Source organism: Streptococcus sp. 2154 (genome assembly GCF_013277255.1).
Taxonomy (GTDB): Bacteria; Bacillota; Bacilli; order Lactobacillales; family Streptococcaceae; genus Streptococcus; species Streptococcus pseudopneumoniae.
In genome coordinates, this window is the sequence record NZ_VMMK01000018.1 from 88,615 (window position 1) to 113,261 (window position 24,647).

Annotated in this window: 19 protein-coding genes and 2 pseudogenes; 14 read left to right on the forward strand and 7 right to left on the reverse strand. The window is 40.0% G+C overall.

Annotation, left to right across the window (positions count from 1 at the left end; genetic code table 11):
- Window positions 1–133: 133 nt before the first annotated feature.
- From HT693_RS02310 to HT693_RS02330, 5 genes are all read right to left on the reverse strand, one after another.
- Entirely contained in the window at window positions 134–1,792 is a 1,659-nt protein-coding gene (locus HT693_RS02310) for an iron ABC transporter permease (RefSeq protein WP_172924750.1), read from the reverse strand.
- Complete coding sequence (locus HT693_RS02315) at window positions 1,782–2,873, reverse strand: ABC transporter ATP-binding protein (RefSeq protein ID WP_172924752.1); 1,092 nt, start codon at window positions 2,871–2,873, stop codon at window positions 1,782–1,784. Before HT693_RS02315 ends, HT693_RS02310 begins: the two co-directional genes overlap by 11 nt.
- Before the next feature lie 12 nt (window positions 2,874–2,885).
- Entirely contained in the window at window positions 2,886–3,932 is a 1,047-nt protein-coding gene (locus HT693_RS02320; RefSeq protein WP_000731166.1) for an ABC transporter substrate-binding protein, read from the reverse strand.
- A 111-nt stretch (window positions 3,933–4,043) separates the two neighbouring features.
- A complete protein-coding gene (locus HT693_RS02325) occupies window positions 4,044–4,817 on the reverse strand; it encodes a response regulator (RefSeq protein WP_000475415.1) in 774 nt (257 codons plus the stop codon).
- Window positions 4,810–6,459, reverse strand: a complete 1,650-nt coding sequence (locus HT693_RS02330) for a histidine kinase (protein ID WP_000019712.1) — start codon at window positions 6,457–6,459, stop codon at window positions 4,810–4,812. The genes HT693_RS02325 and HT693_RS02330 overlap by 8 nt, the downstream gene beginning before the upstream one ends.
- 147 nt (window positions 6,460–6,606) lie before the next feature.
- Here HT693_RS02330 and leuS point away from each other — a divergent pair, with 147 nt between their 5' ends.
- The 4 genes from leuS to HT693_RS02350 are packed head-to-tail and all read left to right on the forward strand — an operon-like array spanning window position 6,607 to window position 11,171.
- Window positions 6,607–9,108: a leucine--tRNA ligase gene (leuS, locus tag HT693_RS02335; RefSeq protein ID WP_000011746.1), complete on the forward strand. Its 2,502-nt coding sequence runs from the start codon at window positions 6,607–6,609 to the stop codon at window positions 9,106–9,108.
- A gap of 41 nt (window positions 9,109–9,149) precedes the next feature.
- Window positions 9,150–9,992, forward strand: a complete 843-nt coding sequence (locus tag HT693_RS02340; protein ID WP_001081167.1) for a hypothetical protein — start codon at window positions 9,150–9,152, stop codon at window positions 9,990–9,992.
- 55 nt (window positions 9,993–10,047) lie between these two features.
- Window positions 10,048–10,743, forward strand: a complete 696-nt coding sequence (locus HT693_RS02345) for a GNAT family protein (RefSeq protein ID WP_001144903.1) — start codon at window positions 10,048–10,050, stop codon at window positions 10,741–10,743.
- Window positions 10,744–10,754: 11 nt separating this feature from the next.
- Window positions 10,755–11,171, forward strand: a complete 417-nt coding sequence (locus tag HT693_RS02350; RefSeq protein WP_000628388.1) for a GNAT family N-acetyltransferase — start codon at window positions 10,755–10,757, stop codon at window positions 11,169–11,171.
- An 813-nt stretch (window positions 11,172–11,984) separates the two neighbouring features.
- Here the strand turns inward: HT693_RS02350 and HT693_RS02355 are convergent.
- Window positions 11,985–12,077 (reverse strand): type I toxin-antitoxin system Fst family toxin, encoded by a 93-nt coding sequence (locus HT693_RS02355; RefSeq protein ID WP_000970294.1) that lies wholly within the window; start codon window positions 12,075–12,077, stop codon window positions 11,985–11,987.
- A gap of 115 nt (window positions 12,078–12,192) precedes the next feature.
- Here HT693_RS02355 and HT693_RS11830 point away from each other — a divergent pair.
- Both HT693_RS11830 and HT693_RS02365 read left to right on the forward strand, forming a co-directional pair.
- A pseudogene (locus HT693_RS11830) lies at window positions 12,193–12,634 on the forward strand (IS630 family transposase); the annotation flags it as partial.
- A 306-nt stretch (window positions 12,635–12,940) separates the two neighbouring features.
- Window positions 12,941–13,516 (forward strand): DUF4352 domain-containing protein, encoded by a 576-nt coding sequence (locus HT693_RS02365; RefSeq protein ID WP_240151837.1) that lies wholly within the window; start codon window positions 12,941–12,943, stop codon window positions 13,514–13,516.
- A gap of 595 nt (window positions 13,517–14,111) precedes the next feature.
- On the opposite strand, the gene HT693_RS02370 is transcribed toward HT693_RS02365, so the two are convergent.
- Window positions 14,112–14,204, reverse strand: coding sequence for a type I toxin-antitoxin system Fst family toxin (locus HT693_RS02370; RefSeq protein WP_172924754.1), 93 nt, complete (start codon window positions 14,202–14,204; stop codon window positions 14,112–14,114).
- Between the two features lie 131 nt (window positions 14,205–14,335).
- Between HT693_RS02370 and ruvB the strand changes: the two genes are divergently transcribed.
- From ruvB to glmS, 8 genes and pseudogenes are all read left to right on the forward strand, one after another.
- Window positions 14,336–15,334 carry a Holliday junction branch migration DNA helicase RuvB gene (gene ruvB / locus HT693_RS02375; RefSeq protein WP_345890224.1) on the forward strand — a complete coding sequence of 333 codons (999 nt, stop codon included), beginning with the start codon at window positions 14,336–14,338 and terminating at the stop codon, window positions 15,332–15,334.
- A pseudogene (locus tag HT693_RS02380) lies at window positions 15,315–15,887 on the forward strand (nucleotidyltransferase family protein). The gene ruvB and the pseudogene HT693_RS02380 overlap by 20 nt, the downstream one beginning before the upstream one ends.
- Window positions 15,888–16,232: 345 nt before the next feature.
- A complete protein-coding gene (locus HT693_RS02385; RefSeq protein WP_000466722.1) occupies window positions 16,233–16,991 on the forward strand; it encodes an isoprenyl transferase in 759 nt (252 codons plus the stop codon).
- A gap of 8 nt (window positions 16,992–16,999) precedes the next feature.
- The gene (locus tag HT693_RS02390; RefSeq protein ID WP_000189857.1) at window positions 17,000–17,803 is read left to right on the forward strand and encodes a phosphatidate cytidylyltransferase; all 804 of its coding nucleotides are present in this window, start codon (window positions 17,000–17,002) and stop codon (window positions 17,801–17,803) included.
- A 21-nt stretch (window positions 17,804–17,824) separates the two neighbouring features.
- Complete coding sequence (gene rseP, locus HT693_RS02395; protein ID WP_172924756.1) at window positions 17,825–19,084, forward strand: RIP metalloprotease RseP; 1,260 nt, start codon at window positions 17,825–17,827, stop codon at window positions 19,082–19,084.
- Between the two features lie 12 nt (window positions 19,085–19,096).
- Window positions 19,097–20,950 (forward strand): proline--tRNA ligase, encoded by a 1,854-nt coding sequence (locus HT693_RS02400; protein WP_172924758.1) that lies wholly within the window; start codon window positions 19,097–19,099, stop codon window positions 20,948–20,950.
- Between the two features lie 98 nt (window positions 20,951–21,048).
- Window positions 21,049–22,428, forward strand: coding sequence for a 6-phospho-beta-glucosidase (bglA, locus tag HT693_RS02405; protein WP_172924760.1), 1,380 nt, complete (start codon window positions 21,049–21,051; stop codon window positions 22,426–22,428).
- A 191-nt stretch (window positions 22,429–22,619) separates the two neighbouring features.
- Window positions 22,620–24,428, forward strand: a complete 1,809-nt coding sequence (glmS, locus tag HT693_RS02410; RefSeq protein ID WP_172924762.1) for a glutamine--fructose-6-phosphate transaminase (isomerizing) — start codon at window positions 22,620–22,622, stop codon at window positions 24,426–24,428.
- Window positions 24,429–24,647 lie beyond the last annotated feature (219 nt).

The following is a 24,647-nucleotide window of genomic DNA, read 5'->3' on the forward strand; positions in this document are numbered from 1 at the left end:
TGCGGCTAGCTTCCTAGTTTGCTTTTTGATTTTCATTGAGTATTACTTTCTATGAGCTAGGTATTTGATAAGAATATCAAGATAAGAAAAAACAGCCGAGGGTAATCCTTTCGGCTGTTTTTGATGGGGGAAACTAAAGTGTGATGCTATTGCTTTTAGAGATTTTCATAAACAAGAGCAAGGAGCCTACTGTTAGAACAGTCAAGATAGTTGACAAGGCTGCGGCTACACCGTAATTCCCTCTGAGAACCTCTGTATAAATAGCTACAGTCATTGTTCTTGTTTTGACATTGTAGAGGAGGATAGAAGTAGAGAGTTCTGAAATCATTGTGACCCAAGATAGGATGGCTCCAGAAATAATACCAGATAGCATCATTGGAGTTGTAATCTTGGCAAAGGTATTGAGACGGCTACTTCCTAAGCTTTCCGCGGCTTCTTCAATACTTGGGGCTATTTGTTGCAAACTAGCAACAGATGAGCGAATTGTATAAGGTAATCTTCTGACAGATAGTGACATAATCAAGATGAAAGCAGTTCCTGTAATCATAAGAAATCCACTTCCAAATAGACCAGTATTGAAGGAAGAAATGAAGGCAATCCCTAGAACGGTTCCTGGTACAATATAAGGAACCATACTGAGGCTGTCAATTAAGTTTGTAAACAAATTCCGTTTTCTAACGGCTAGGTAGGAGATAAATGTTGCGAATAGGACAACTAGGACTAAGGCAATCAAAGGGATACGAATGGTATTGAAAATAGCAGAGCCCATACGATTGAAAGCTACCTTGTAACTGTTTAGAGAATAACCTTTGACAAATACCATACCTGATGTTTTTAGAAAAGAAGTATAAATCAAGTAAATTTGAGGTAAAACAGAGATAAAGATAATTCCGTAGACTGTTGCATAAATGGCAGCCATTTTTCCTTTTGTAGTTTTTTTAGGCTCAATTGGATGGAGCGAATTCATGCTGAAACTGTAGCGATTTGCAATGTATTTTTGGATAAGGAAAATTGCCAAGGCAATGATAATCGCCATAATGGCTAAAGCAGATGCAAAAGCAGAATTTCCTCCAACCTCGCTAATGAATTGGGTATAAATCAAGACGGGGAAAGTCCGATATCCTTCACCAATTAACATAGGCGTTCCAAAGTCTGAGAATGCTCTCATAAATACAAGCAAGGCAGCAGCTAGTAAGGTTGGAACGAGGAGAGGTAAAACAACCGTTACGATACGCTTAAATCCGAAGGACCCCATGCTTTCAGCAGCTTCAAGTAGAGAATTGTCAATACTTTTCATTGTCCCAGCAACGTATAGAAATACCAGTGGGAATAGTTGCAGTGTAAAGACAAGTACAATTCCTTTGAATCCATAAATATCGATAGCTGGAAGATGAAGGGCATTTGTCAGGAATTTAGTAATGACCCCGTTTCGTCCCAGTAAGAGAATCCAGGAGTAGGCTCCCACGAAAGGAGCTGACATGGAAGCAATGATAATCAATATTTGTAGAAATTTCTTCCCCTTGAAGTCATACATAGAGAAGAGATAAGCTAATAGGGTTCCTACAACTAAGGAAGTGACAGTAGCGGTAATGGAAACCTTGAAACTGTTGACAAGTGTCTCAGAGTAGTAGGCTTTACCAAAGAAAGTGACAAAATTAGCTAGTGAGAATTGCCCTTCATGTATAAGTGCTTGCTTGAGCACGGTAACGATAGGATAAACGAGAAAGACAAGATAGGTAAGAAAGATGAAGAAAGAGGAGGCTGTCCAAATATTTAGTTTTTTACGTTCCATGGTTGACTCCTTTTATCAGGTTTTGGGAACCATCTGCAGAAAAGACGTTTAATTTTTGAGTATTGATTCGTAGACGAATACGATCGCCTTTTTGTAGATCTTCTTCAAAAGTTGATTCTTCGCTAACTTGAATTTTTGAGGCAAAGCCTGTTTCAATGAAATACTCCGTATTTAGTCCAAGATAGACGCTATCACTAATAGTTCCTTCAATATCTCCAGATTCATCTTTGATAAACTCTTCAGGACGAATACTTACATGAATAGCTTGTTCCTCAGCCTGATCAAGAGCTGGTATTCGAAGGGCATAGCCATCTGAAAAGACGATATAAGCGCCGTCGCTCCGTTTTTCAAGATTAGCAGGGATAATATTTGTGCGTCCGATAAAGGTTGCTACAAACTCATTAGCTGGTTTATGATAGAGTTCTTTTGGCCGACCGATTTGTTGGATCACCCCATCTTTCATAACAGCAATTTGGTCTGAAATCGCCATGGCTTCTTCTTGGTCGTGGGTCACATAGACGGTTGTAATTCCCACTTCGTGTTGGATTTCTCGAATGGCTTGACGCATATCCAAGCGAAGTTTGGCATCCAGATTACTAAGTGGCTCGTCCATGAGGAGAACACTTGGATTAACAGCTAAGGCGCGTGCCAAGGCGACACGTTGTTGTTGTCCACCACTGAGTTTATCGGGCTTCCGATCCGCATATTGAGCAATTTGCATGAGTTCAAGATACTTGTTGGTCTGTTGAATCAATTCTTCTTTTGGAACCTTCTTTTGCTTGAGACCAAAAGCGACATTATCTCGGACAGTCAAATGTGGGAAAATAGCGTAGTTTTGGAAAACCATCCCGATATTGCGTTTGCTGGGTTCCATATTATTGATTTTTGTATCATCGAAGTAAAATTCTCCACCTTCGATACTGTTGAAACCTGCAATCATACGAAGAAGGGTCGTTTTCCCACACCCTGAAGGCCCAAGAAGGGTAAAGAGACTTCCTTTTGGAATTGTAATGTTCAAATTCTCAATAACAGGGACATCGTGGTAGATTTTTTTGGCGTTAATAATTCTGATCTCACTCATAGTGAACCTCTTTTACTGTTTAGATTGGATATCTGTAAAGACTTCGTTGTATTTCTTAACGATATCTGATTTATTTTTGATGACATAATCATAATCTTCAGTGAGTGTTTTGATTTTGTCAATTGGTTTCATGTTTTCGCTTGTTTTGGCATTTTTACGAACAGGACGGTTAGTAGTGGTTGTACCAAGTGTATCTTGTACTTCTTGAGAGATAATAAAATCGATAAATTTCTTGGCATTTTCCATATTTTTCGCTTTTTTAACGATAGCAGCACTAGCAGGTAGGAAGACGGTTCCTTCTTTTGGATAGACTACCTTGATATTAGCTCCGTCATTTAAGAGTTTAACTGCTGGATCTTCATAAGAGAGACCAACAGCCATTTCTCCGTCAGCGACTGCTTTATAGACACCAGATGAGCTTGAACCGATTTTCCCATCAATAAGTGTGAAGAGATCTTTTACATAAGACCAAGCCTTATCGTCTTTGTAACCACCTTGAGCTTGTAGCATATTTGTTAATTGAGCAAAGGCGCTAGAAGAGTTTGCTGGGTCAGCAGTTGCAATTTTTCCTTTTAGTTCAGGTTTGAGAAGGTCGCTATATCCTTCGATGTTCATGCCTTTCGTTAAATCAGGATTGACGATTAAAACACTACCATCTAGTGTATAAGGAGTAGAGTAGCCAGTTGTGTTTTGATATTCTTTGATAACATTATCATTTTCTTTTGAAGTATAGTTTTCAAAGAGTTCTCCGTGGGTAGCATATTGTGTATAAGAACCACCAAAGATGACATCAGCTACAGGAGCTTCTTTTTCTGACTCCAGTTTTTTGAAAAGTTCTCCAGTACCAGCTTGAATCAGTTCTACTTTGATACCATATTTTTCTTCAAAGGCAGGAATAGTTGCTCCGATTAAGCCCTCTGAGTTTGGTGAATAAACGACTAGCGAACCGCCGTCTCCTTTATCAGATGAACCGCCATCGGCAGATTCATTAGAAGAACAAGCAGCAAGACCAAAAAGGGCTAGTCCGCAAGCAGCATAATACATCCATTTCTTTTTCATGATGGATACCTCCGTTGTGTTATTTAAGTTTATTTTAAAACAATATAAGCGTTTTTAAAACCGACAATTCTATTCTATTAGAGTAAAATTCTCTACAAAAAGAAGAATAGCTTATTTTACTATTCTTCCGAGTGATTTCAATTCCTTTGGGGAAATATGGAGATACTTTTTAAATACTTTGGCAAAATATTTATAGTCTGAAAATCCAACTTGATCAGAGATGTCGCTTAGAGGGGAGTTGGGAGATTCAGCCATCTTATCTATAGCTTGTTTCAGACGATATTGTAAGATATATTCATTTAGAGTCATGGGGAAGTCTTCTTTGATAACTTTATATAGATAGCTTTCGCTATAGTTTAAAGCTTCAGCAATAGTCGCAATCGTAAAATGCTCTGCATAATGCTTGTGGACAAAGGAAATAATTTGTTGAATGATTTGGTTTTGTGTATCAACCTGTTGGATAGAGGTGAGTAAAGTTTGATATTCTTCTAAAAAAGGAGTTTCTTGATAGGTACTACCTTGTAATCGCAAAACAATGTTTTGAAGACATTCTGTCAATTCCTTGGTATCAATTGGCTTGGATAAGAAATCAACTGCTCCGTATTGCATGGCTTTTTTGGCATTTTGAAAATCGTTATAACCTGATAAGATAACTTTTTCATAGGAAAGGGTACGAGTGGCTTCGAACATCATAAAAGCATCCATAATTGGCATGGTGATGTCTGTTAAGACAATATGAGGTTCTTTTTCTTGGATGAGTTTCATTCCCTCTTGACCGTGACTGGCAGTTCCTACGACTTGGATACCTACGGCAGAGTAGTCTACGGCAATCTCTAGCCATTTTCGGATGAGGTGTTCGTCTTCTACGATAATGAGCTTAAACATGAGTTAGTCCTTTCGTTATAAATTTGACCCAAGTTTCTCCTTGGCGATTGACTCCTAAATCTAGCTGGACATCAGAAAAGAAATTGCTCAATCGTTTGTAGCTGTTCACGATGCCATGCTGGGTATGAGGGCTTTCTAAAGAGTCTAAAATAGCGAGTCGCTCTTGTTTTGTGAGCCCTCCGGCATTATCCTTGATTAAAAAAGTCAGAGAATCTGCTTCCAAGGTAATTTGGATATCAATATGAAGATCAATACGGTATTGCATCCCATATTTTATAGCATTTTCTACTAGAGGAAGTAAGAAAAGTTTAGGGATAGGCTGATTATCGACAGTTTCTGGACAGACAATATCATAAGAAAAGTGCTCAAAACGAATCTTATGAATCATAAGGTAATCCTCTATAATCTTTAAATCCTGACAAATGGTTGTTTCTTTTTCTAAATCCGTGATACTGTAGCGAAGAATGCGCGTGAGATTTTGAATTAGGTCTTGTGTGAGGGCGGCATCCATTAAAGAAGTGATTTTAATCGTCTCAAGTGTATTGTAGAGAAAATGAGGATTGAACTGAGCTTCCAGCATTTTTCTTTCAAAAATCCATTTTTCTTTTTCTATGGTCAACATTTTTTGATGAAGTTGATCTAATTCGTACAACATATTGTTGATTTTTTCTGCCATAAACTCAAACTCATCACCTGTTTGTAGAGAAAGCCTTTTTTCTGCTTGTTTAGGAATTTCTTGAAGTTGGTAAACCAAACTTTCAATAGGAACAGCATTGTGTGTGGCAATCTTATGAGCAATTCGTCTTGCTTGCCAGAAGTAGAGGAAGAATATACACAAGGTGAGAATGGAGGCTAGACCAAGTAAGCTAGGAATGGGAAAGAAGGATTGAAAAGTATAGATTGAAAAAATAGCACCGACTTTTTCTTTTTGAACAATAAGCGGTTCATTCGCATACCAGTGGGTGCGAGAGTGTAGGAGTTTTTCATCCAATTTTTCAAGAGTGGAGCGAGTAAACTGATTTGTATTGTTGGAAAACATATTTCCAAAGCTATCGGTAATGATGTATTTGGAATTGATCATTGGGAAGCTTGAGATGAAATCATTCTCATTTACGAAAGCAATAGTATAGGCCTTAACTCGTTGGTTTTGAAGTAGTGGTTTGATAAAGAGTGTGTAATGTTGCTTATCTGAAGAGAGTGCAATTTTTTCTGTCACTTTTTCTTGAGAAGGATTTTGAATGAGCAGTTTTAGATAGTAGGGTGATAAAATACTTTCTTGATGATTTCGATTGGTACTAAATAGTAATTCACCTGTATCGTTTAGAATAATGAGGTCAGAACTAAGCTTCAATCTAGCTTTTGTCTCGTAAAATAAGCTAAAGACTTCTCTCTCTGTGTGTTTGCCGTCCAAAAATTCAGGAATCATTTTATGGTTCATAGTAGTCAGGAGCTCATTATTTGCTTCTTTCATTTCTTGAACCTGTTTGACAATCTGTCTCGTATCTTTGGAGAGTTGCTGCTTTTGTAAAAAATAGGAAAAACCAAAAAGTAAAATGAGTAGTAAAAGAGAGGTCACAAAGGCTGCGATAGAGCTTCTATGGAGAATTTCTTTTTGGAGCGATTTTTTAAAGGAATGAGACATCTGCTACCTCCTTGGAAGGGTTTTCTGTTATAAGTATAGCAGTTTAAAAATTTTAGAGCAAGGTAAAATAGAAAAGTATAGAATAGAACGAGACCAAATTCCCTCAAAAATGGTATAATAGTAACATCACAAAATTGGAGAGAGACCATGAGTTTTTACAATCATAAAGAAATTGAGCCTAAGTGGCAGGGCTACTGGGCAGAACATCATACATTTAAGACAGGAACAGATGCATCAAAACCTAAGTTTTATGCTCTTGATATGTTCCCTTATCCGTCTGGAGCTGGTCTGCACGTAGGACACCCAGAAGGTTATACTGCAACCGATATCCTCAGTCGTTACAAACGTGCGCAAGGCTACAATGTTCTTCACCCAATGGGTTGGGATGCTTTTGGTTTGCCTGCAGAGCAATACGCTATGGATACTGGTAATGACCCAGCAGAATTTACGGCGGAGAACATTGCCAACTTCAAACGCCAAATCAATGCGCTTGGATTTTCTTATGACTGGGATCGTGAAGTCAACACAACAGATCCAAACTACTACAAGTGGACGCAATGGATTTTCACCAAGCTTTACGAAAAAGGCTTGGCCTATGAAGCGGAAGTGCCAGTAAACTGGGTTGAGGAATTGGGAACAGCCATCGCCAACGAAGAGGTCCTTCCTGATGGAACGTCTGAGCGTGGAGGCTATCCAGTTGTCCGCAAGCCAATGCGCCAATGGATGCTCAAAATCACGGCTTACGCAGAGCGCTTGCTCAATGACTTAGATGAACTAGATTGGCCAGAGTCTATCAAGGACATGCAACGCAACTGGATCGGGAAATCAACTGGTGCTAATGTAACCTTCAAGGTTAAGGGAACTGATAAGGAATTCACAGTCTTTACCACTCGTCCTGATACTCTTTTCGGTGCGACTTTCACTGTTTTGGCTCCTGAGCATGAATTAGTAGACGCTATCGTAAGTTCAGAGCAAGCAGAAGCAGTTGCAGACTACAAACACCAAGCTAGCCTCAAATCTGACTTGGCTCGTACAGACCTTGCCAAGGAAAAAACTGGGGTCTGGACAGGTGCTTATGCCATCAACCCTGTCAATGGCAAGGAAATTCCAATCTGGATTGCGGACTATGTTCTTGCTAGTTATGGAACAGGTGCGGTTATGGCTGTGCCTGCCCACGACCAACGTGACTGGGAATTTGCCAAACAATTTGACCTTCCAATCGTCGAAGTACTTGAAGGTGGAAACGTTGAAGAAGCTGCCTACACAGAAGATGGCCTTCATGTTAATTCAGACTTCCTAGATGGATTGAACAAAGAAGACGCAATTGCCAAGATTGTGGCTTGGTTGGAAGAAAAAGGCTGTGGACAAGAGAAGGTTACCTACCGTCTCCGTGACTGGCTCTTTAGCCGTCAACGTTACTGGGGTGAACCAATTCCAATCATTCATTGGGAAGATGGAACTTCAACAGCTGTTCCTGAAAGTGAATTGCCACTTGTCTTGCCTGTAACCAAGGATATCCGTCCTTCAGGTACTGGTGAAAGTCCACTAGCTAACTTGACAGACTGGCTTGAAGTGACTCGTGAAGATGGTGTTAAAGGTCGTCGTGAAACCAACACCATGCCACAATGGGCAGGTTCAAGCTGGTACTACCTCCGCTATATCGATCCACACAACACTGAGAAATTGGCTGATGAGGGCCTTCTCAAACAATGGTTGCCAGTAGATATCTACGTGGGTGGTGCAGAGCATGCTGTACTTCACTTGCTTTATGCTCGTTTCTGGCACAAATTCCTCTATGACCTCGGTGTGGTTCCAACAAAAGAGCCATTCCAAAAACTCTTTAACCAAGGAATGATTTTGGGAACAAGCTACCGTGACCACCGTGGGGCTCTTGTGGCAACCGATAAGGTTGAAAAACGTGACGGTTCTTTCTTCCATGTGGAAACAGGAGAAGAGTTGGAGCAAGCACCAGCCAAGATGTCTAAATCTCTTAAGAACGTTGTCAACCCAGACGATGTGGTGGAACAATACGGTGCCGATACCCTTCGTGTTTATGAAATGTTCATGGGCCCACTTGATGCTTCAATCGCTTGGTCAGAAGAAGGTCTGGAAGGAAGTCGTAAATTCCTTGACCGTGTTTACCGTTTGATTACAAGTAAGGAAATTATTGCGGAAAACAATGGTGCTCTTGACAAGGTTTATAACGAAACCGTTAAAGCTGTCACAGAACAAATTGAGTCCCTCAAATTCAACACAGCCATTGCCCAACTTATGGTCTTTGTCAACGCGGCTAACAAGGAAGAAAAACTTTATGTAGACTACGCCAAAGGCTTTATCCAATTGATTGCACCGTTTGCTCCTCACTTGGCAGAAGAACTCTGGCAAACTGTTGCAGCAACAGGTGAGTCAATCTCTTACGTGGCTTGGCCAACATGGGACGAAAGCAAATTGGTTGAAGACGAAATCGAAATCGTCGTCCAAATCAAAGGAAAAGTCCGTGCCAAACTCATGGTCGCTAAAGACCTATCACGCGAAGAATTGCAAGAAATTGCTCTAGCGGATGAAAAAGTCAAAGCAGAAATTGACGGTAAGGAAATCGTGAAAGTAATTGCGGTACCGAATAAATTGGTTAACATTGTTGTGAAATAAAAAGAAGTAACTCTAGAGTATGAACTTTAGAATAGGTCAGAATGAATAGATTAGTGAACGATAGCAGGAAGTGTGAAATTTTATTATTTAAGATTTCTATTATTGTAGTGTCAGTTATAGTATTAGTAATGTCAATAGTGGGTGCATATTATTTTAAAAATTGTCTTTGGGACAAGGAAAGTTTAAATTTGACACTCACTTTAGACACTCTCTTTGCAGTTTTTATTACTTTCTTTAGTTTTTCAAATGATAAATCAAGCAATATTTTTGGAATATCTCCAAATGAAATTATAAGGACACAGTCTGAAGTGTATCAATTTTTATTTACAAAATCTTTTGCAACTCTATTAATAGTGACAAATTTGTTATCCATTATTCATTATTTTGGAGCCAAAAATTTAATAGTTTCTTTTAATGAAACTTATCCTCGTATTCAATCCAGTGTTGGTATCATGTGGCTACCACTGTTTGGTATTCTGATAATCTATTTTATTTGGCTCTTAATAGAGGGATTAAAATATATCAGAAAAATAAATTATATTATTCAAAATAGGGAAATAATCTATTTTTATTCGCAGGTAAAAGTTGTAGATAAACTTACTGATTCTGAATCGAAAAAATACGGTGAATATATTGATTTGTACGAATCGTGTCGTCAGAACAATTTAAGTGTTCTACTTAACTTTCTTCAAAATTCGGATGATAAACGAGGAGTTATTGCTAGTAACTCAGTGAGAATTATGTTTGAATCTTTGGATAAAGCAGACCAAATTGCGGCCCTGAATATTTGTAGAAACTATGTAGCACGAGAAAATGTTTTAAATAAAGAAGATGCAGAAAAATTGTTAAATGAAATTGATAAAAAACTTGAAATTAGCAGATAGGACAATTCAAATAGAGTTGAGTAAAAAGTTTGAAAAGTGAAACAAGGAGAAAGCTATGCCAGTAAATGAATATGGTCAGATGATTGGTGAGTCAATGGAAGGTTATACACCCGGTGCACTGCCTTCTATTGATTTCTTAGAAGGGCGTTATGCTAGGATAGAGGCTCTCTCGGTAGAAAAACATGCGGAGGATTTGCTAGCTGTTTATGGCCCGGATACTCCTCGGGAGATGTGGACCTATCTTTTTCAGGAGCCAGTAGCAGATATGGGGGAGCTGGTTAGCCTTTTAAATCAGATGTTGGCTCGTAAGGACCGTTTTTACTATGCAATCATAGACAAGGCGACTGGTAAGGCTTTGGGAACTTTTTCTCTCATGCGCATTGACCAGAATAACCGAGTAATAGAAGTCGGAGCAGTCACTTTTTCTCCAGAGCTAAGGGGTACACGGATAGGAACTGAGGCTCAGTATCTCCTAGCTCGCTATATTTTTGAGGAGCTAAACTATCGTCGCTATGAGTGGAAATGCGATGCTCTTAACCTGCCATCCAGACGAGTTGCGGAGCGTTTGGGATTTGTCTATGAAGGAACCTTCCGCCAGGCGGTGGTTTATAAGGGACGGACGAGGGATACGGATTGGTTGTCTATGATTGATAAGGACTGGCCTCAAGTCAAAGATCGTTTGGAAACATGGCTGCGTCCTGAAAATTTTGATAAAAATGGACAGCAGTACAAGAGCTTGAGAGAACTTTAAGAGGTGTTGAGATGATTACTATTAAAAAGCAAGAAATTGTCAAGCTAGAGGATGTTTTGCATCTCTATCAGGCTGTCGGTTGGACAAATTATACCCATCAACCAGAGATGCTGGAGCAGGCCTTATCGCATTCATTAGTAATTTATCTGGCACTTGATGGTGATGCTGTGGTGGGCTTGATTCGTTTGGTTGGAGATGGATTCTCATCAGTTTTTGTACAGGATTTGATTGTTTTACCAATCTATCAGCGTCAAGGGATTGGTAGTGCCCTAATGAAAGAGGCCTTAAAAGATTACAAAGATGCTTATCAAGTCCAGCTGGTGACAGAAGAGACAGAAAAAAACGTGGGATTTTATCGTTCTATGGGCTTTGAAATCTTATCCACCTATAATTGTATAGGGATGACTTGGGCGAATCGAGAAAAATAACAAAACTTGTTTTTTCTTAAGCAAAGTTTAAGGATGGTCTAGTATTATATAGTCATTAAATAAAGACCTCCTAACTTTATTTAATGAAATCCTAAAACTTTTTTTCATCATAATCTCCTAATGAAGTCACCTAATCAGGTGGCTTTTTGTGAGGTGATAGTGATAGTGATTTTCTGCAAAATGGTAGAATCTGAGAAAAGTTAAGCTAGTTTTAAGCTTCGTCTTGTATCATATAGTTATTAAATAAAGACCTCCTAACTTTATTTAATAAAATCCTAAACTTTTCTTTTTCATAATAATCTCCCTTAACTCCACCCGATCAGGTGGAGTTTTTTGGCTCTATTTCAGGCTTTTGGGGACTATTCTAAAAATCATTTTTCGATATTTTTCGGATTTTGGTCGGGGAATTGGCGGGGGCTTTTTTAGCGAATATGATTAAGAAATAGGTCTGTTGTACCTTCAGCTACTTCAACCTCACTTTGAATGTAAGTGACTGTTAATTGAAGGACTAGAACTACTGTAATAATGATTTTGCTTGTCCAGTAGTGGCGTATTAAATGAGGAGTGACATATAAGATTGTCTCTTCGTTTACTAAATCAAAATTTCTATGAAATTGATAGAATCCCTAATTTTCTCTTAAACTTGAAAGTCTTGTTGTAAAGTGGTTAAAGCTTGAGAAGCTGAGGATGTAAAGTTTTGACAAATTTTGTGAACTGTGAGATAATGGAGAGGAATTAAGGATTAGTTCTATATCATGGACTAGAAAAGACCCCAAGCTAACTTCCACATTAAGCTTGGGGTCTTTTTTGACACTATCTATCTTTGTTTAGCCATTTATCGACTAAGCGAAGGATGACACCGACCACAATCGGTCCGATGATAGTTTTAAGGATTAGTTCCATCATGGGCTATCTCACCTCCTTTCGCAGGCGGTGTAGCAGTGCCGTAGAATATTATACCATAAAGTAATCTACTCTCTCATATTATACTAAAGTCAAAAAACATCTTATAATAGTAGTTATGAAACTCACAAACGAAGAAACACAAAAAATTGAAAAACTCCTAAGAGATTCATCGTACGCCGAATACCACAAACGTCTATAGATTATATTTTATTCAAAAGAGTTATAAGGAAATCATGGATCTGCTAGATTGCAATAAAACAACTGTTTGGAGGAATTTGAAAAATATAAGGAGTTTGTATGCTCTTCTTCAAGAGACTCGTGGTGGACGTCATAGAGAATATAGGACTTACGAAGAAGAACAAGCATTTCTAAAACGTCATATAGAAACTGCTCAAGCTGGGGAATTTGTAACTGTCAATCAGTTATTTGCATCCTATCAAAAAGAGATTAGTCGCACTTCTACACGTGATGGTTGCTATTATCTCCTGAAATGCCATGGTTGGCGAACGGTCACTCCTCGACCTGAACATCCCAAGAAGGCAGACGCTCAGACAATTGAGTATGAACAAGAATCACCTCATTTGTCTTAGAGTGCTATATTTTAGAAAAATTGAAATGGCAAAGTTCTTTTGAGATAATTTTGTTAGTTGAAATTGTTTAGCTAGGCTCAGTGATTGAAACTTTTTAAATCGCATTTATTTAAAAAAATTAAAATTACCCTCAAAAATGCTTTTTTTTTTTAGGAAATATAATATAATAGTTGAAAAAGATTAAAGGAGATTTCTTATGGCTAAGAAAATCAAAGATGAAAATGGGAATGTATATGTGAAAAAACACCTTTTTATAAAAAATGGTGGTTCATATTGATTGTTATTATTGTTGTATTTGGTGTAGTTAAAGGTGGAAGTGGAAGTAACTCCACTAAGCAGGAAGTTGCATCTAGTTCAAGTACGCAAACAGCAGCATCAGAAGAAACTGCTCAAACAAAGGCAACAGAAAAAAATAAAAATAAGGAAGAGGAGACAAAAGCTAAGGCAGAGAATAAAATCGGAGAAGTTGTTAAAGTTGGAGATGTTGAATATATCGTGAATTCAAAATCTCTGTCTCAAAATGTTGGAGGAGAATTTGGCAAAAACGCAAATGGTATTTATTTAATTCTGAATGTGACGGTAAAAAATAATGGTAAAAAATCTATAACTGTTACGGATGATTTCTTTAAGCTTTTAAAAGATGATACAGAGTACTCAACTGATAGTACAGCTGGTATCTATGCAAATCAGGAAGCAAAATTCTTTTTGTCAGAATTAAACCCTGAAAATAGTATCACAGGAAATGTGGTATTTGATGTGAATACGGAGACTGCAGATGCTTCAGGCTTACAGTTACAAGTACAAACAGGTGTTTTTGGAACTCAAAGAGGAAAAATTAGTCTAGATTAGTCTGAATTAAAAATGCAAAATGTCTATTTTTTAGTAGATGTTATGCATTTTTTCTTATTCTTTACATTTGTTTTTATGTTATGGTTTTAAAAAATTAGTAATCTAGGAATTATGTTGAAGTGGAGAAAATGGTGCAAATTGGATTTTGAAGCCTTATCCACCTATAATTGTATAGGGATGACTTGGATCAACAGAGAAAAATAATAAAACTTGTTTTTGCTTAAGCAAAATTTAAGGCTAGTCTAGTATTATATAGTCATTAAATAAAGACCTCCTAACTTTATTTAATAAAATCCTAAACTTTTCTTTTTCATCATAATCTCCCTTAACTCCACCGGAACTGGTGGAGTTTTTTTGCTCTATTTCAGGCTTTTCGGAAGTTTTCTAAATATCATTTTTCAATAGCTTTCTCTAAATCTTATAAACTTTATTGGACAGATTCTAAAGTTGGAGAAGCTGAATGGATGAGGATATAAACCTTTGACAAAATTCGTGAACTATGGGATAATAAAAAGGAATTGAGTACTAGCTCTATATCATAGGCTAGAAAAGACCCCAAGCTCACGACCAAATAAGCTTGAGGTCTTTTTTGACACTATTTGTCCTTGTTTAGCCATTTATCGACTATACGAAGAACGACACTGACCACAATTGGTCCGATGATAGTTTTGAGTACTAATTCCATCATGGGCTATCTCACCTCCTTTCGTAGGCGGTGTAGAAGTTCCGAACAATATTATACCACATAAGTGCTAGACTCGGGAGTCACAATCCAGTGGCTTTTTTGTTTGTGGCTTGGTTTTTTGATATAATAGAGCCATGAGTAGAATTTTAGATAATGAGATAATGGGGGATGAGGAGTTAGTAGAACGCACGCTCCGTCCTCAGTATTTACGTGAATATATCGGACAGGATAAGGTCAAGAACCAGCTCCAAATCTTTATCGAAGCTGCCAAAATGCGGGATGAAGCGCTGGATCATGTGCTCTTATTTGGCCCTCCAGGCTTGGGAAAAACGACCATGGCTTTTGTTATTGCCAACGAACTAGGTGTCAATCTCAAGCAAACGTCTGGGCCTGTCATTGAAAAAGCCGGTGATCTGGTAGCGATTTTGAATGACTTGGAGCCTGGGGATGTCCTTTTTATTGATGAGATTCATCGCTTGCCCATGTCTGTGGAAGAGGTGCTTTATAGTGCCATGGAGGACTTCTACATTGATATCATGATTGGTGCTGGTGAAGGCAGTCGCAGCGTTCATTTGGAGTTGCCACCTTTTACCTTGATTGGGGCGACGACTCGGGCTGGTATGCTCTCAAATCCGCTACGGGCACGTTTTGGGATTACAGGTCATATGGAGTATTATGCTCATGTTGATTTGACGGAAATTGTTGAGCGGACGGCAGATATTTTTGAGATGGAAATCACTCATGAGGCAGCATCTGAGTTGGCCCTACGTAGTCGTGGGACCCCTCGTATTGCCAATCGTCTCCTCAAGCGCGTGCGCGATTTTGCCCAGATAATGGGGGATGGGGTTATCGATGATCTTATTACGGATAAGGCTTTGACCATGCTGGATGTTGACCATGAAGGTCTGGACTATGTGGACCAGAAAATCCTTCGGACCATGATTGAGATGTACGGTGGTGGCCCTGTTGGATTAGGAACTCTTTCTGTTAACATTGCAGAGGAGCGAGAGACGGTGGAAGACATGTATGAGCCTTACTTGATTCAAAAAGGTTTTATCATGCGGACACGTTCTGGACGAGTGGCGACTGCTAAGGCATATGAGCACTTAGGTTATGAATACAGTGAAAAATAAGCAAGAAATTCTGGAAGTTTTCAGAGAAAATCGGGATATGATGGCTATTCTGACTATTATCCGAAACCTTGGTTTGAAAGATTCTTGGTTGGCAGCAGGTTCTGTCAGAAATTTTATCTGGAATCTCTTGTCAGACAAGTCCCCTTTTGACTGTGAAACAGATGTAGATGTAATTTTCTTTGATCCAGATATTTCTTATGAGGAAACCTTGTCTCTAGAGAAAAAGTTGAGAGAGGATTTTCCTCAGTACTAGTGGGAATTGAAAAATCAGGTCTGTATGCATCAGCACAGTCCTCATACTGCTCCCTATAGCAGCTCTTGTGATGCCATGAGTAAGTATCCAGAACGATGTACGGCTGTTGGACTGCGCTTGAATGAAGATTCTACTTTAGAACTCTTTACTCCTTACGGACTCGAGGATATTTTGAATTTTCAAGTTCGTCCAACTCCTCATTTCTTAGAAAATGAAGACCGAATGGAGCTTTATCAAACACGTTTATCCAAGAAAAATTGTCAGGAGAAATGGAAAAATTTGATTTTTAAAACTTCTTAAGGAAACTTTAAGCTAGGGAGTGTATACTGAGTTCATAAGTTAAGAAGACCTTAACTTAAACTCCTAAAACTTTTTCATAATAATCTCCCTATAAAAAATAAAGTCGCCCAATCAGGCGGCTTATTTTTTTGAAAAATGGGCTTGGTGCCTGAGAATAATACTCAATGAAAATCAAAGTGTAAACTAGGAAGCTAACCGCAGGTTGCTCAAAACACTGTTTTGAGGTTGCAGATAGAGCTGACGTGGTTTGAAGAGATTTTCGAAGAGTATAAATAGCTTAGTGATAGAAGAAAATAGGGAAATATGGTATAATGAAACGATAGATTTTTGAATAGGAATAAGATCATGTTTGGATTTTTTAAGAAAGATAAGGCTGTGGAAGTAGAGGTTCCGACACAGGTCCCTGCTCATATTGGCATCATCATGGATGGCAATGGCCGTTGGGCTAAAAAACGTATGCAACCGCGAGTTTTTGGACATAAGGCGGGCATGGAAGCATTGCAAACTGTGACCAAGGCAGCTAACAAACTAGGCGTTAAGGTTATTACGGTCTATGCTTTTTCTACAGAAAACTGGACCCGTCCAGATCAGGAAGTCAAGTTTATCATGAACTTGCCAGTAGAGTTTTATGATAATTATGTTCCAGAACTACATGCGAATAATGTTAAGATTCAAATGATTGGGGAGACAGACCGCCTGCCTAAGCAGACTTTTGAAGCTTTAACCAAGGCTGAGGAATTGACTAAGAACAACACAGGTTTGATTCTTAATTTTGCCCTCAACTATGGTGGACGTGCTGAGATTACACAGGCGCTTAAGTTGATTTCCCAGGATGTTTTAGATGCCAAAATCAACCCAGGTGACATCACAGAGGAATTGATTGGTAATTATCTTTTTACCCAGCATTTACCTAAGGAGTTACGAGACCCAGACTTGATTATCCGTACTAGTGGAGAATTGCGTTTGAGCAATTTCCTTCCATGGCAGGGAGCCTATAGTGAGCTCTATTTTACGGACACCTTGTGGCCTGATTTTGACGAGGCGGCCTTGCAGGAAGCCATTCTTGCCTATAATCGTCGTCATCGCCGATTTGGAGGAGTTTAGGAGGAAATATGACCCAGGATTTACAGAAAAGAACCTTGTTTGCAGGGATTGCCCTGGCTATTTTCCTACCAATTTTAATGATTGGGGGCCTCTTGCTTCAGATAGCAATCGGAATCATAGCCATGCTAGCCATGCATGAACTTTTGAAGATGAGAGGTCTAGAGACCATGACGATGGAGGGCCTCTTGACCCTCTTTGCAACCTTTGCATTGACCATTCCCTTGGAGAATTACCTGACTTTTTTGCCAGTTGATGGGAATGTGGTTGCCTATAGTGTTTTGATTTCAATCATGTTAGGAACGACCGTTTTTAGCAAGTCTTATACGATTGAGGATGCGGTTTTCCCTCTTGCTATGAGCTTCTACGTGGGCTTTGGATTTAATGCTTTACTAGATGCTCGTGTTGCAGGTTTGGACAAGGCTCTCTTAGCCTTGTGTATCGTCTGGGCGACAGACAGTGGTGCCTATCTTGTTGGGATGAACTATGGGAAACGAAAGTTAGCACCAAGGGTATCGCCTAATAAAACCCTTGAGGGTGCCTTGGGTGGTATTTTAGGAGCAATTTTAGTAACCATTATCTTTATGATAGTTGACAGTACAGTTGCTCTTCCATATGGAATTTACAAGATGTCAGTCTTTGCTATTTTCTTTAGCATTGCTGGACAATTTGGTGATTTACTAGAAAGTTCGATCAAACGTCATTTTGGTGTTAAGGATTCTGGGAAATTTATCCCTGGACATGGTGGTGTTTTGGATCGTTTCGATAGTATGTTGCTTGTATTTCCAATCATGCACTTATTTGGACTCTTTTAATCAAAAGACGGAGGAAACGCTATGCTCGGAATTTTAACCTTTATTCTGGTTTTCGGGATTATTGTAGTGGTGCACGAGTTCGGGCACTTCTACTTTGCCAAGAAATCAGGGATTTTAGTACGTGAATTTGCCATCGGTATGGGACCTAAAATTTTTGCTCACATTGGCAAGGATGGAACGGCCTATACCATTCGAATCTTGCCTCTGGGTGGCTATGTCCGCATGGCCGGTTGGGGTGATGATACAACTGAAATCAAGGCAGGAACGCCTGTTAGTTTGACACTTGCTGATGATGGTAAGGTTAAACGCATCAATCTCTCAGGTAAAAAATTGGATCAAACAGCCCTCCCTATGCAGGTGACCCAGTTTGATTTTGAAGACAAGCTCTTTATCAAAGGATTGGTTCTGGAAGAAGAAAAAACATTTGCAGTGGATCACGATGCAACGGTTGTGGAAGCAGATGGTACTGAGGTTCGGATTGCACCTTTAGATGTTCAATATCAAAATGCGACTATCTGGGGCAAACTGATTACCAATTTTGCAGGTCCTATGAATAACTTTATCTTAGGGGTTGTTGTTTTCTGGATTTTAATCTTCATGCAGGGTGGTGTCAGAGATGTTGATACCAACCAGTTCCATGTCATGCCCCAAGGGGCCTTGGCTAAGGTGGGAGTATCAGAAACGGCACAGATTACCAAGATTGGCTCACATGAGATTAGCAACTGGGAAAGTTTGATTCAGGCTGTGGAAACGGAAACCAAAGGTAAGACGGCCTCGACTTTGGATGTGACTATTTTTGAAAATGGGAGTGACAAACAAGTCACTGTTACTCCGGAAGAAAGTCAAGGCCGTTACCTTCTAGGTGTTCAACCGGGAATTAAGTCGGACTTTCTATCCATGTTTGTAGGTGGTTTTACAACTGCTGCTGACTCGGCCCTACGAATTTTATCAGCACTGAAAAATCTGATTTTCCAACCGGATTTGAACAAGTTGGGTGGACCTGTTGCCATCTTTAAGGCAAGTAGTGATGCTGCTAAAAATGGAATTGAGAATGTCTTGTACTTCTTGGCAATGATTTCCATCAATATCGGGATTTTTAATCTTATTCCGATTCCAGCTCTGGATGGTGGTAAGATTGTGCTCAATATCCTAGAAGCTATCCGCCGCAAACCATTGAAACAAGAAATTGAAACCTATGTCACCTTGGCCGGAGTGGTCATCATGGTTGTCTTGATGATTGCTGTGACCTGGAATGACATTATGCGACTCTTTTTTAGATAATCGAGGAATATTATGAAACAAAGTAAAATGCCTATCCCAACGCTTCGCGAAATGCCAAGCGATGCTCAAGTTATCAGCCATGCTCTTATGTTGCGTGCTGGTTATGTTCGCCAAGTATCTGCAGGTGTTTATTCTTACCTACCACTTGCTAATCGTGTGATTGAAAAAGCTAAAAATATCATGCGCCAAGAATTCGACAAGATTGGTGCCGTTGAGATGTTGGCTCCTGCCCTTCTCAGTGCAGAATTGTGGCGCGAATCAGGTCGTTACGAAACTTACGGTGAAGACCTTTACAAACTAAAAAACCGTGAAAAATCAGACTTTATCCTAGGTCCAACACACGAAGAAACCTTTACAGCTATTGTCCGTGATTCTGTTAAGTCTTACAAGCAATTGCCACTCAACCTTTACCAAATCCAGCCTAAGTATCGTGATGAAAAACGCCCACGTAATGGACTTCTTCGTACACGTGAGTTTATCATGAAGGATGCTTATAGTTTCCACGCTAACTATGATAGTTTGGATAGTGTTTATGATGAGTACAAAGCAGCCTATGAGCGTATTTTCACTCGTAGTGGTTTAGACTTCAAGGCTATTATTGGTGACGGTGGAGCCATGGGTGGTAAGGATAGCCAAGAATTTATGGCCATTACATCTGCTCGTACAGACCTTGACCGCTGGGTTGTCTTGGACAAGTCAGTTGCCTCATTTGACGAAATTCCTGCAGAAGCGCAAGAAGAAATCAAGGCAGAATTGCTCAAATGGATAGTCTCTGGTGAAGATACCATTGCTTACTCAAGTGAGTCTAGCTATGCAGCTAACTTAGAAATGGCAACAAACGAGTACAAACCAAGCAACCGTGTTGTCGCTGAAGAAGAAGTGACTCGTGTTGCAACGCCGGATGTTAAGTCAATCGATGAAGTTGCAGCCTTCCTCAACGTTCCAGAAGAACAAACGATTAAAACCCTCTTCTACATGGCAGATGGTGAGCTTGTTGCAGCCCTTCTAGTTGGAAATGACCAACTCAACGAAGTCAAGTTGAAAAATCACTTGGGAGCAGATTTCTCTGACGTTGCTAGCGAAGAAGAAGTGGCGAATCTTGTTCAAGCAGGATTTGGTTCACTTGGCCCGGTTGGTTTGCCAGAGAATGTTAAAATCATCGCAGACCGTAAGGTGCAAGATGTTCGCAATGCAGTTGTCGGTGCTAACGAAGATGGCTACCACTTGACTGGTGTGAATCCAGGCCGTGATTTTACTGCAGAATATGTGGATATCCGTGAAGTTCGTGAGGGTGAAATTTCCCCAGACGGGCAAGGAGTCCTTAACTTTGCGCGTGGTATCGAAATTGGTCACATCTTTAAACTTGGCACTCGCTATTCAGCAAGCATGGGAGCAGATGTTTTGGATGAAAATGGCCGGGCTGTGCCAATTATCATGGGATGTTACGGTATCGGTGTCAGCCGTCTCCTTTCAGCAGTGATGGAGCAACACGCTCGCCTCTTTGTTAACAAAACGCCAAAAGGTGAATACCGTTACGCTTGGGGAATCAATTTCCCTAAAGAATTGGCACCATTTGATGTGCACTTGATCACTGTCAATGTCAAGGATGAAGAAGCGCAAGTCTTGACAGAAAAGCTTGAAGCAAGCTTGATGGGAGCTGGTTACGAAGTCTTGACAGACGACCGTAATGAACGTGTCGGAGTTAAATTTAGCGACAGTGACTTGATTGGATTGCCAATCCGTATCACTGTTGGGAAGAAAGCGGCCGATGGCATCGTAGAAGTGAAGATTAAAGCGACTGGTGACACTATCGAAGTTCATGCAGATAACGTGCTCGAAACGCTTGAAATCCTCAGCAAGACATAAAAACTATAATCAGAAGAAAAACAAGGAAAAAATGTAACTAGTTTTTACCTTGTTTTTTCTGTATAATGGGAAAAATGAGTAGATAAAGAGGTAAATGTATGCTAAGATTTCCAAAGGATTTTGTCTGGGGATCCTCTACTTCTGGGCCGCAGACAGAAGGACGTATAGCTGGTGACGGTAAGGGAGATAATTTCTGGGATTATTGGTACCAAGTGGAGCCAAATCGCTACTATAATGGAATTGGTCCAGATAAAACATCAAGCTTTTATGAAAACTGGGAAAAGGATATTGAGCTACTGTTAGAAACTGGTCACACGGCCTTTCGGACTTCTATTCAGTGGTCACGGATTTTTCCACAAGGGCGTGGAAAAGTCAATTCTCAAGGTGTAGATTTTTACCGTAAGGTCTTTGAGGCTATTAAGGCCAAAGGGATTCGTCTTTTAGTCAATCTTTATCATTTTGATTTGCCTTTTGCCCTTCAAGAAGCTGGTGATGGTTGGGAAAATAAGGCGACTGTCTCAGCCTATGAAGACTATGCTCGTTTTTGTTTTGAGACTTATGGAGATTTAGTGGATCAATGGATTACCTTTAATGAGCCAATCGTTCCAGTAGAATTTGGCTATTTTTACGATGCCCATTATCCACATAAGGTGGATGCAGAGGCAGCCGTTAAAGTAGCTTATCATACACAATTGGCCAGCAGTCGGGCGGTTAAGGCCTGTCATGAACTCTTGCCTGATTCCAAGATTGGGATTGTCCTCAACTTGACACCGGCTTATCCACGTAGCCAGCATCCTGCTGATGTCAAGGCTGCTCGCATTGCGGACCTTTTTCAGGCCCAATCTTTCTTAGATCCGTCTGTTTTGGGGACTTATCCACAGGAGTTGGTAGAAATCTTGCATGAACATGGGCTCTTACCTGATACTACGGAGGAGGAGTTGGAGCTCATTCGTGACAATACGGTGGACTTCCTTGGTGTCAACTACTATCAACCTTTGCGTGTTATGGCGCCTCGATTTGCTAAGCATCCAGAGAGTCCACTCTTACCAGAACATTTTTACGAGCCTTATGTGATGCCTGGACGTAAAATCAATCCTCACCGTGGCTGGGAGATTTATGAGCAAGGGATTTATGATATTGCCCAAAATATCAAGGAAAATTATGGTAATATTGAGTGGATGTTGACAGAGAATGGTATGGGTGTTGAAGGGGAAGAAAAATTCCGTGAGAATGGAATGATTCAAGATGATTACCGTATTGACTTTGTAAAAGGTCATCTTCGTGAACTGCACCGTGCCATTGAAGACGGTGCCAATTGTAAGGGCTACTTGATTTGGACCTTTATTGATTGCTGGTCATGGCTCAATAGCTATAAAAATCGCTATGGCTTGGTCGAATTAGACTTGGAAACGCAAGAACGACGTCTGAAGAAATCAGGGCACTGGTTCAAGGAATTAAGCGATAATAATGGATTTTAAAAAGGACTCTGACTGATTATCCTAATTGGTCAGAGTCTTTTGCTTACAGGAGCGTAATTTGAACTATACCAATTTTTACTCTTGACAAGTGAAAGAAACAAGTATATACTGTTTTTGCTGATTCTATAAAAGAGGAATTAGACTATACCAATTTTAAGGAGAAAGCACAGCTGGTCTGTGTCGTATATACTATGTGTGGAATTGTTGGTGTTGTTGGAAACACAAATGCAACTGATATTTTGATTCAAGGGCTTGAAAAGCTCGAATACCGTGGCTATGATTCTGCGGGGATTTTTGTCCTAGGTGGTGCTGAAAATCACCTAGTCAAGGCTGTCGGTCGTATCGCAGAATTATCTGCTAAGACAGTTGGTGTTGAGGGTACAACTGGTGTCGGACATACTCGTTGGGCGACTCACGGGAAACCAACTGAAGATAATGCTCACCCACATCGCTCTGAGACAGAACGTTTTGTCTTGGTTCACAATGGAGTGATTGAGAACTACCTTGAAATCAAGGAAGAATATCTTGCAGGTCACCACTTCAAAGGGCAAACAGATACAGAAATCGCTGTTCACTTGATTGGAAAATTTGCAGAAGAAGATGGCTTGTCAGTTCTTGAAGCCTTCAAAAAAGCTCTTCACATCATTCGTGGTTCTTATGCTTTTGCCTTGATTGACTCTGAAAATCCAGATGTCATCTATGTAGCGAAAAACAAATCTCCACTTTTGATTGGTCTTGGGGAAGGCTACAATATGGTCTGCTCAGATGCTATGGCTATGATTCGTGAAACCAACCAATACATGGAAGTTCATGACCAAGAGTTGGTAATCGTCAAGGCTGATAGCGTGGAAGTTCAAGACTATGATGGTAACAGTCGTGAACGTGCTAGCTACACTGCTGAGCTTGACTTGTCAGATATCGGTAAGGGAACTTATCCTTACTACATGCTCAAGGAAATTGAAGAGCAGCCAACAGTTATGCGTAAACTCATCCAAGCCTACACAGATGAGGCTGGTCAAGTAGTAGTAGACCCAGCTATCATCCAGGCTGTTCAAGACGCAGACCGTATCTACATCCTTGCAGCTGGAACATCTTACCACGCAGGATTTGCTTCTAAGAAAATGTTGGAAGAATTGACAGATACACCAGTTGAACTTGGAATCTCATCTGAGTGGGGCTACGGTATGCCACTTCTCAGCAAGAAACCACTTTTCATCTTTATCAGCCAGTCTGGTGAAACAGCGGACAGCCGTCAGGTTTTGGTCAAGGCTAATGAAATGGGAATTCCAAGCTTGACAGTGACAAACGTACCAGGTTCAACTCTTTCACGTGAAGCCAACCATACCATGCTCCTTCACGCAGGTCCTGAAATTGCCGTAGCCTCAACCAAGGCCTATACAGCGCAAATTGCAGCCCTTGCCTTCCTTGCAAAAGCAGTCGGAGAAGCAAATGGCAATGCCAAAGCGCAAGCCTTTGATTTAGTTCATGAGTTGTCAATCGTAGCTCAGTCTATCGAATCAACTCTTTCAGAGAAAGAAACCATTGAAGTCAAGGTTCGTGAGCTACTTGAAACAACTCGTAACGCCTTTTACATCGGACGTGGTCAAGATTACTACGTAGCCATGGAAGCAAGTCTCAAACTTAAAGAGATTTCTTACATCCAGTGTGAAGGCTTTGCGGCAGGAGAACTCAAGCACGGAACTATTGCCTTGATTGAAGAAGGAACACCTGTTTTGACTCTCTTGTCAGATCCAGTCCTTGCCAACCACACTCGTGGAAATATCCAAGAGGTGGCAGCCCGTGGTGCAAAAGTCCTCACTATCGCAGAAGAAAATGTTGCTAAAGAGACAGACGATATCGTCCTTACGACTGTACACCCTTACCTCTCACCAATTTCAATGGTCGTACCAACACAATTGGTCGCTTACTTTGCAACCCTCCACCGTGGTCTTGATGTGGACAAACCACGTAACCTTGCTAAATCGGTAACGGTAGAATAGAATCTATGAATATACGGGCGTAAAGCCATAGGTTTATCCTATAAGGTTTTACAGCCTATTTTTTATGTTACAAATGATGATAGGGGTTTACTTTTCAATAATTATAGCAGATTGAATTTAGAACAGTACACAGGAATACTAAAATATTTCTAGAAATTAATTTGAATTTTCCAATTGATTTGTTCGTATCTTATTTCAAACTACTATAAAAAGAGGAAG

Bases quoted from the DNA above. Each gene is read 5' to 3' on its own strand.
- rseP (WP_172924756.1), top strand. From the start codon at position 17,825: ATGCTCGGAATTTTAACCTTTATTCTGGTTTTCGGGATTATTGTAGTG.
- HT693_RS02330 (WP_000019712.1), bottom strand. From the start codon at position 6,459: ATGTCTCATTCCTTTAAAAAATCGCTCCAAAAAGAAATTCTCCATAGA.
- HT693_RS02320 (WP_000731166.1), bottom strand. From the start codon at position 3,932: ATGAAAAAGAAATGGATGTATTATGCTGCTTGCGGACTAGCCCTTTTT.
- HT693_RS02340 (WP_001081167.1), top strand. From the start codon at position 9,150: ATGAATAGATTAGTGAACGATAGCAGGAAGTGTGAAATTTTATTATTT.
- HT693_RS02355 (WP_000970294.1), bottom strand. From the start codon at position 12,077: ATGATGGAACTAATCCTTAAAACTATCATCGGACCGATTGTGGTCGGT.
- ruvB (WP_345890224.1), top strand. From the start codon at position 14,336: ATGAGTAGAATTTTAGATAATGAGATAATGGGGGATGAGGAGTTAGTA.
- HT693_RS02350 (WP_000628388.1), top strand. From the start codon at position 10,755: ATGATTACTATTAAAAAGCAAGAAATTGTCAAGCTAGAGGATGTTTTG.
- HT693_RS02325 (WP_000475415.1), bottom strand. From the start codon at position 4,817: ATGTTTAAGCTCATTATCGTAGAAGACGAACACCTCATCCGAAAATGG.
- bglA (WP_172924760.1), top strand. From the start codon at position 21,049: ATGCTAAGATTTCCAAAGGATTTTGTCTGGGGATCCTCTACTTCTGGG.
- HT693_RS02400 (WP_172924758.1), top strand. From the start codon at position 19,097: ATGAAACAAAGTAAAATGCCTATCCCAACGCTTCGCGAAATGCCAAGC.
- HT693_RS02345 (WP_001144903.1), top strand. From the start codon at position 10,048: ATGCCAGTAAATGAATATGGTCAGATGATTGGTGAGTCAATGGAAGGT.
- HT693_RS02310 (WP_172924750.1), bottom strand. From the start codon at position 1,792: ATGGAACGTAAAAAACTAAATATTTGGACAGCCTCCTCTTTCTTCATC.
- HT693_RS02315 (WP_172924752.1), bottom strand. From the start codon at position 2,873: ATGAGTGAGATCAGAATTATTAACGCCAAAAAAATCTACCACGATGTC.
- leuS (WP_000011746.1), top strand. From the start codon at position 6,607: ATGAGTTTTTACAATCATAAAGAAATTGAGCCTAAGTGGCAGGGCTAC.
- glmS (WP_172924762.1), top strand. From the start codon at position 22,620: ATGTGTGGAATTGTTGGTGTTGTTGGAAACACAAATGCAACTGATATT.
- HT693_RS02385 (WP_000466722.1), top strand. From the start codon at position 16,233: ATGTTTGGATTTTTTAAGAAAGATAAGGCTGTGGAAGTAGAGGTTCCG.
- HT693_RS02390 (WP_000189857.1), top strand. From the start codon at position 17,000: ATGACCCAGGATTTACAGAAAAGAACCTTGTTTGCAGGGATTGCCCTG.
- HT693_RS02370 (WP_172924754.1), bottom strand. From the start codon at position 14,204: ATGATGGAATTAGTACTCAAAACTATCATCGGACCAATTGTGGTCAGT.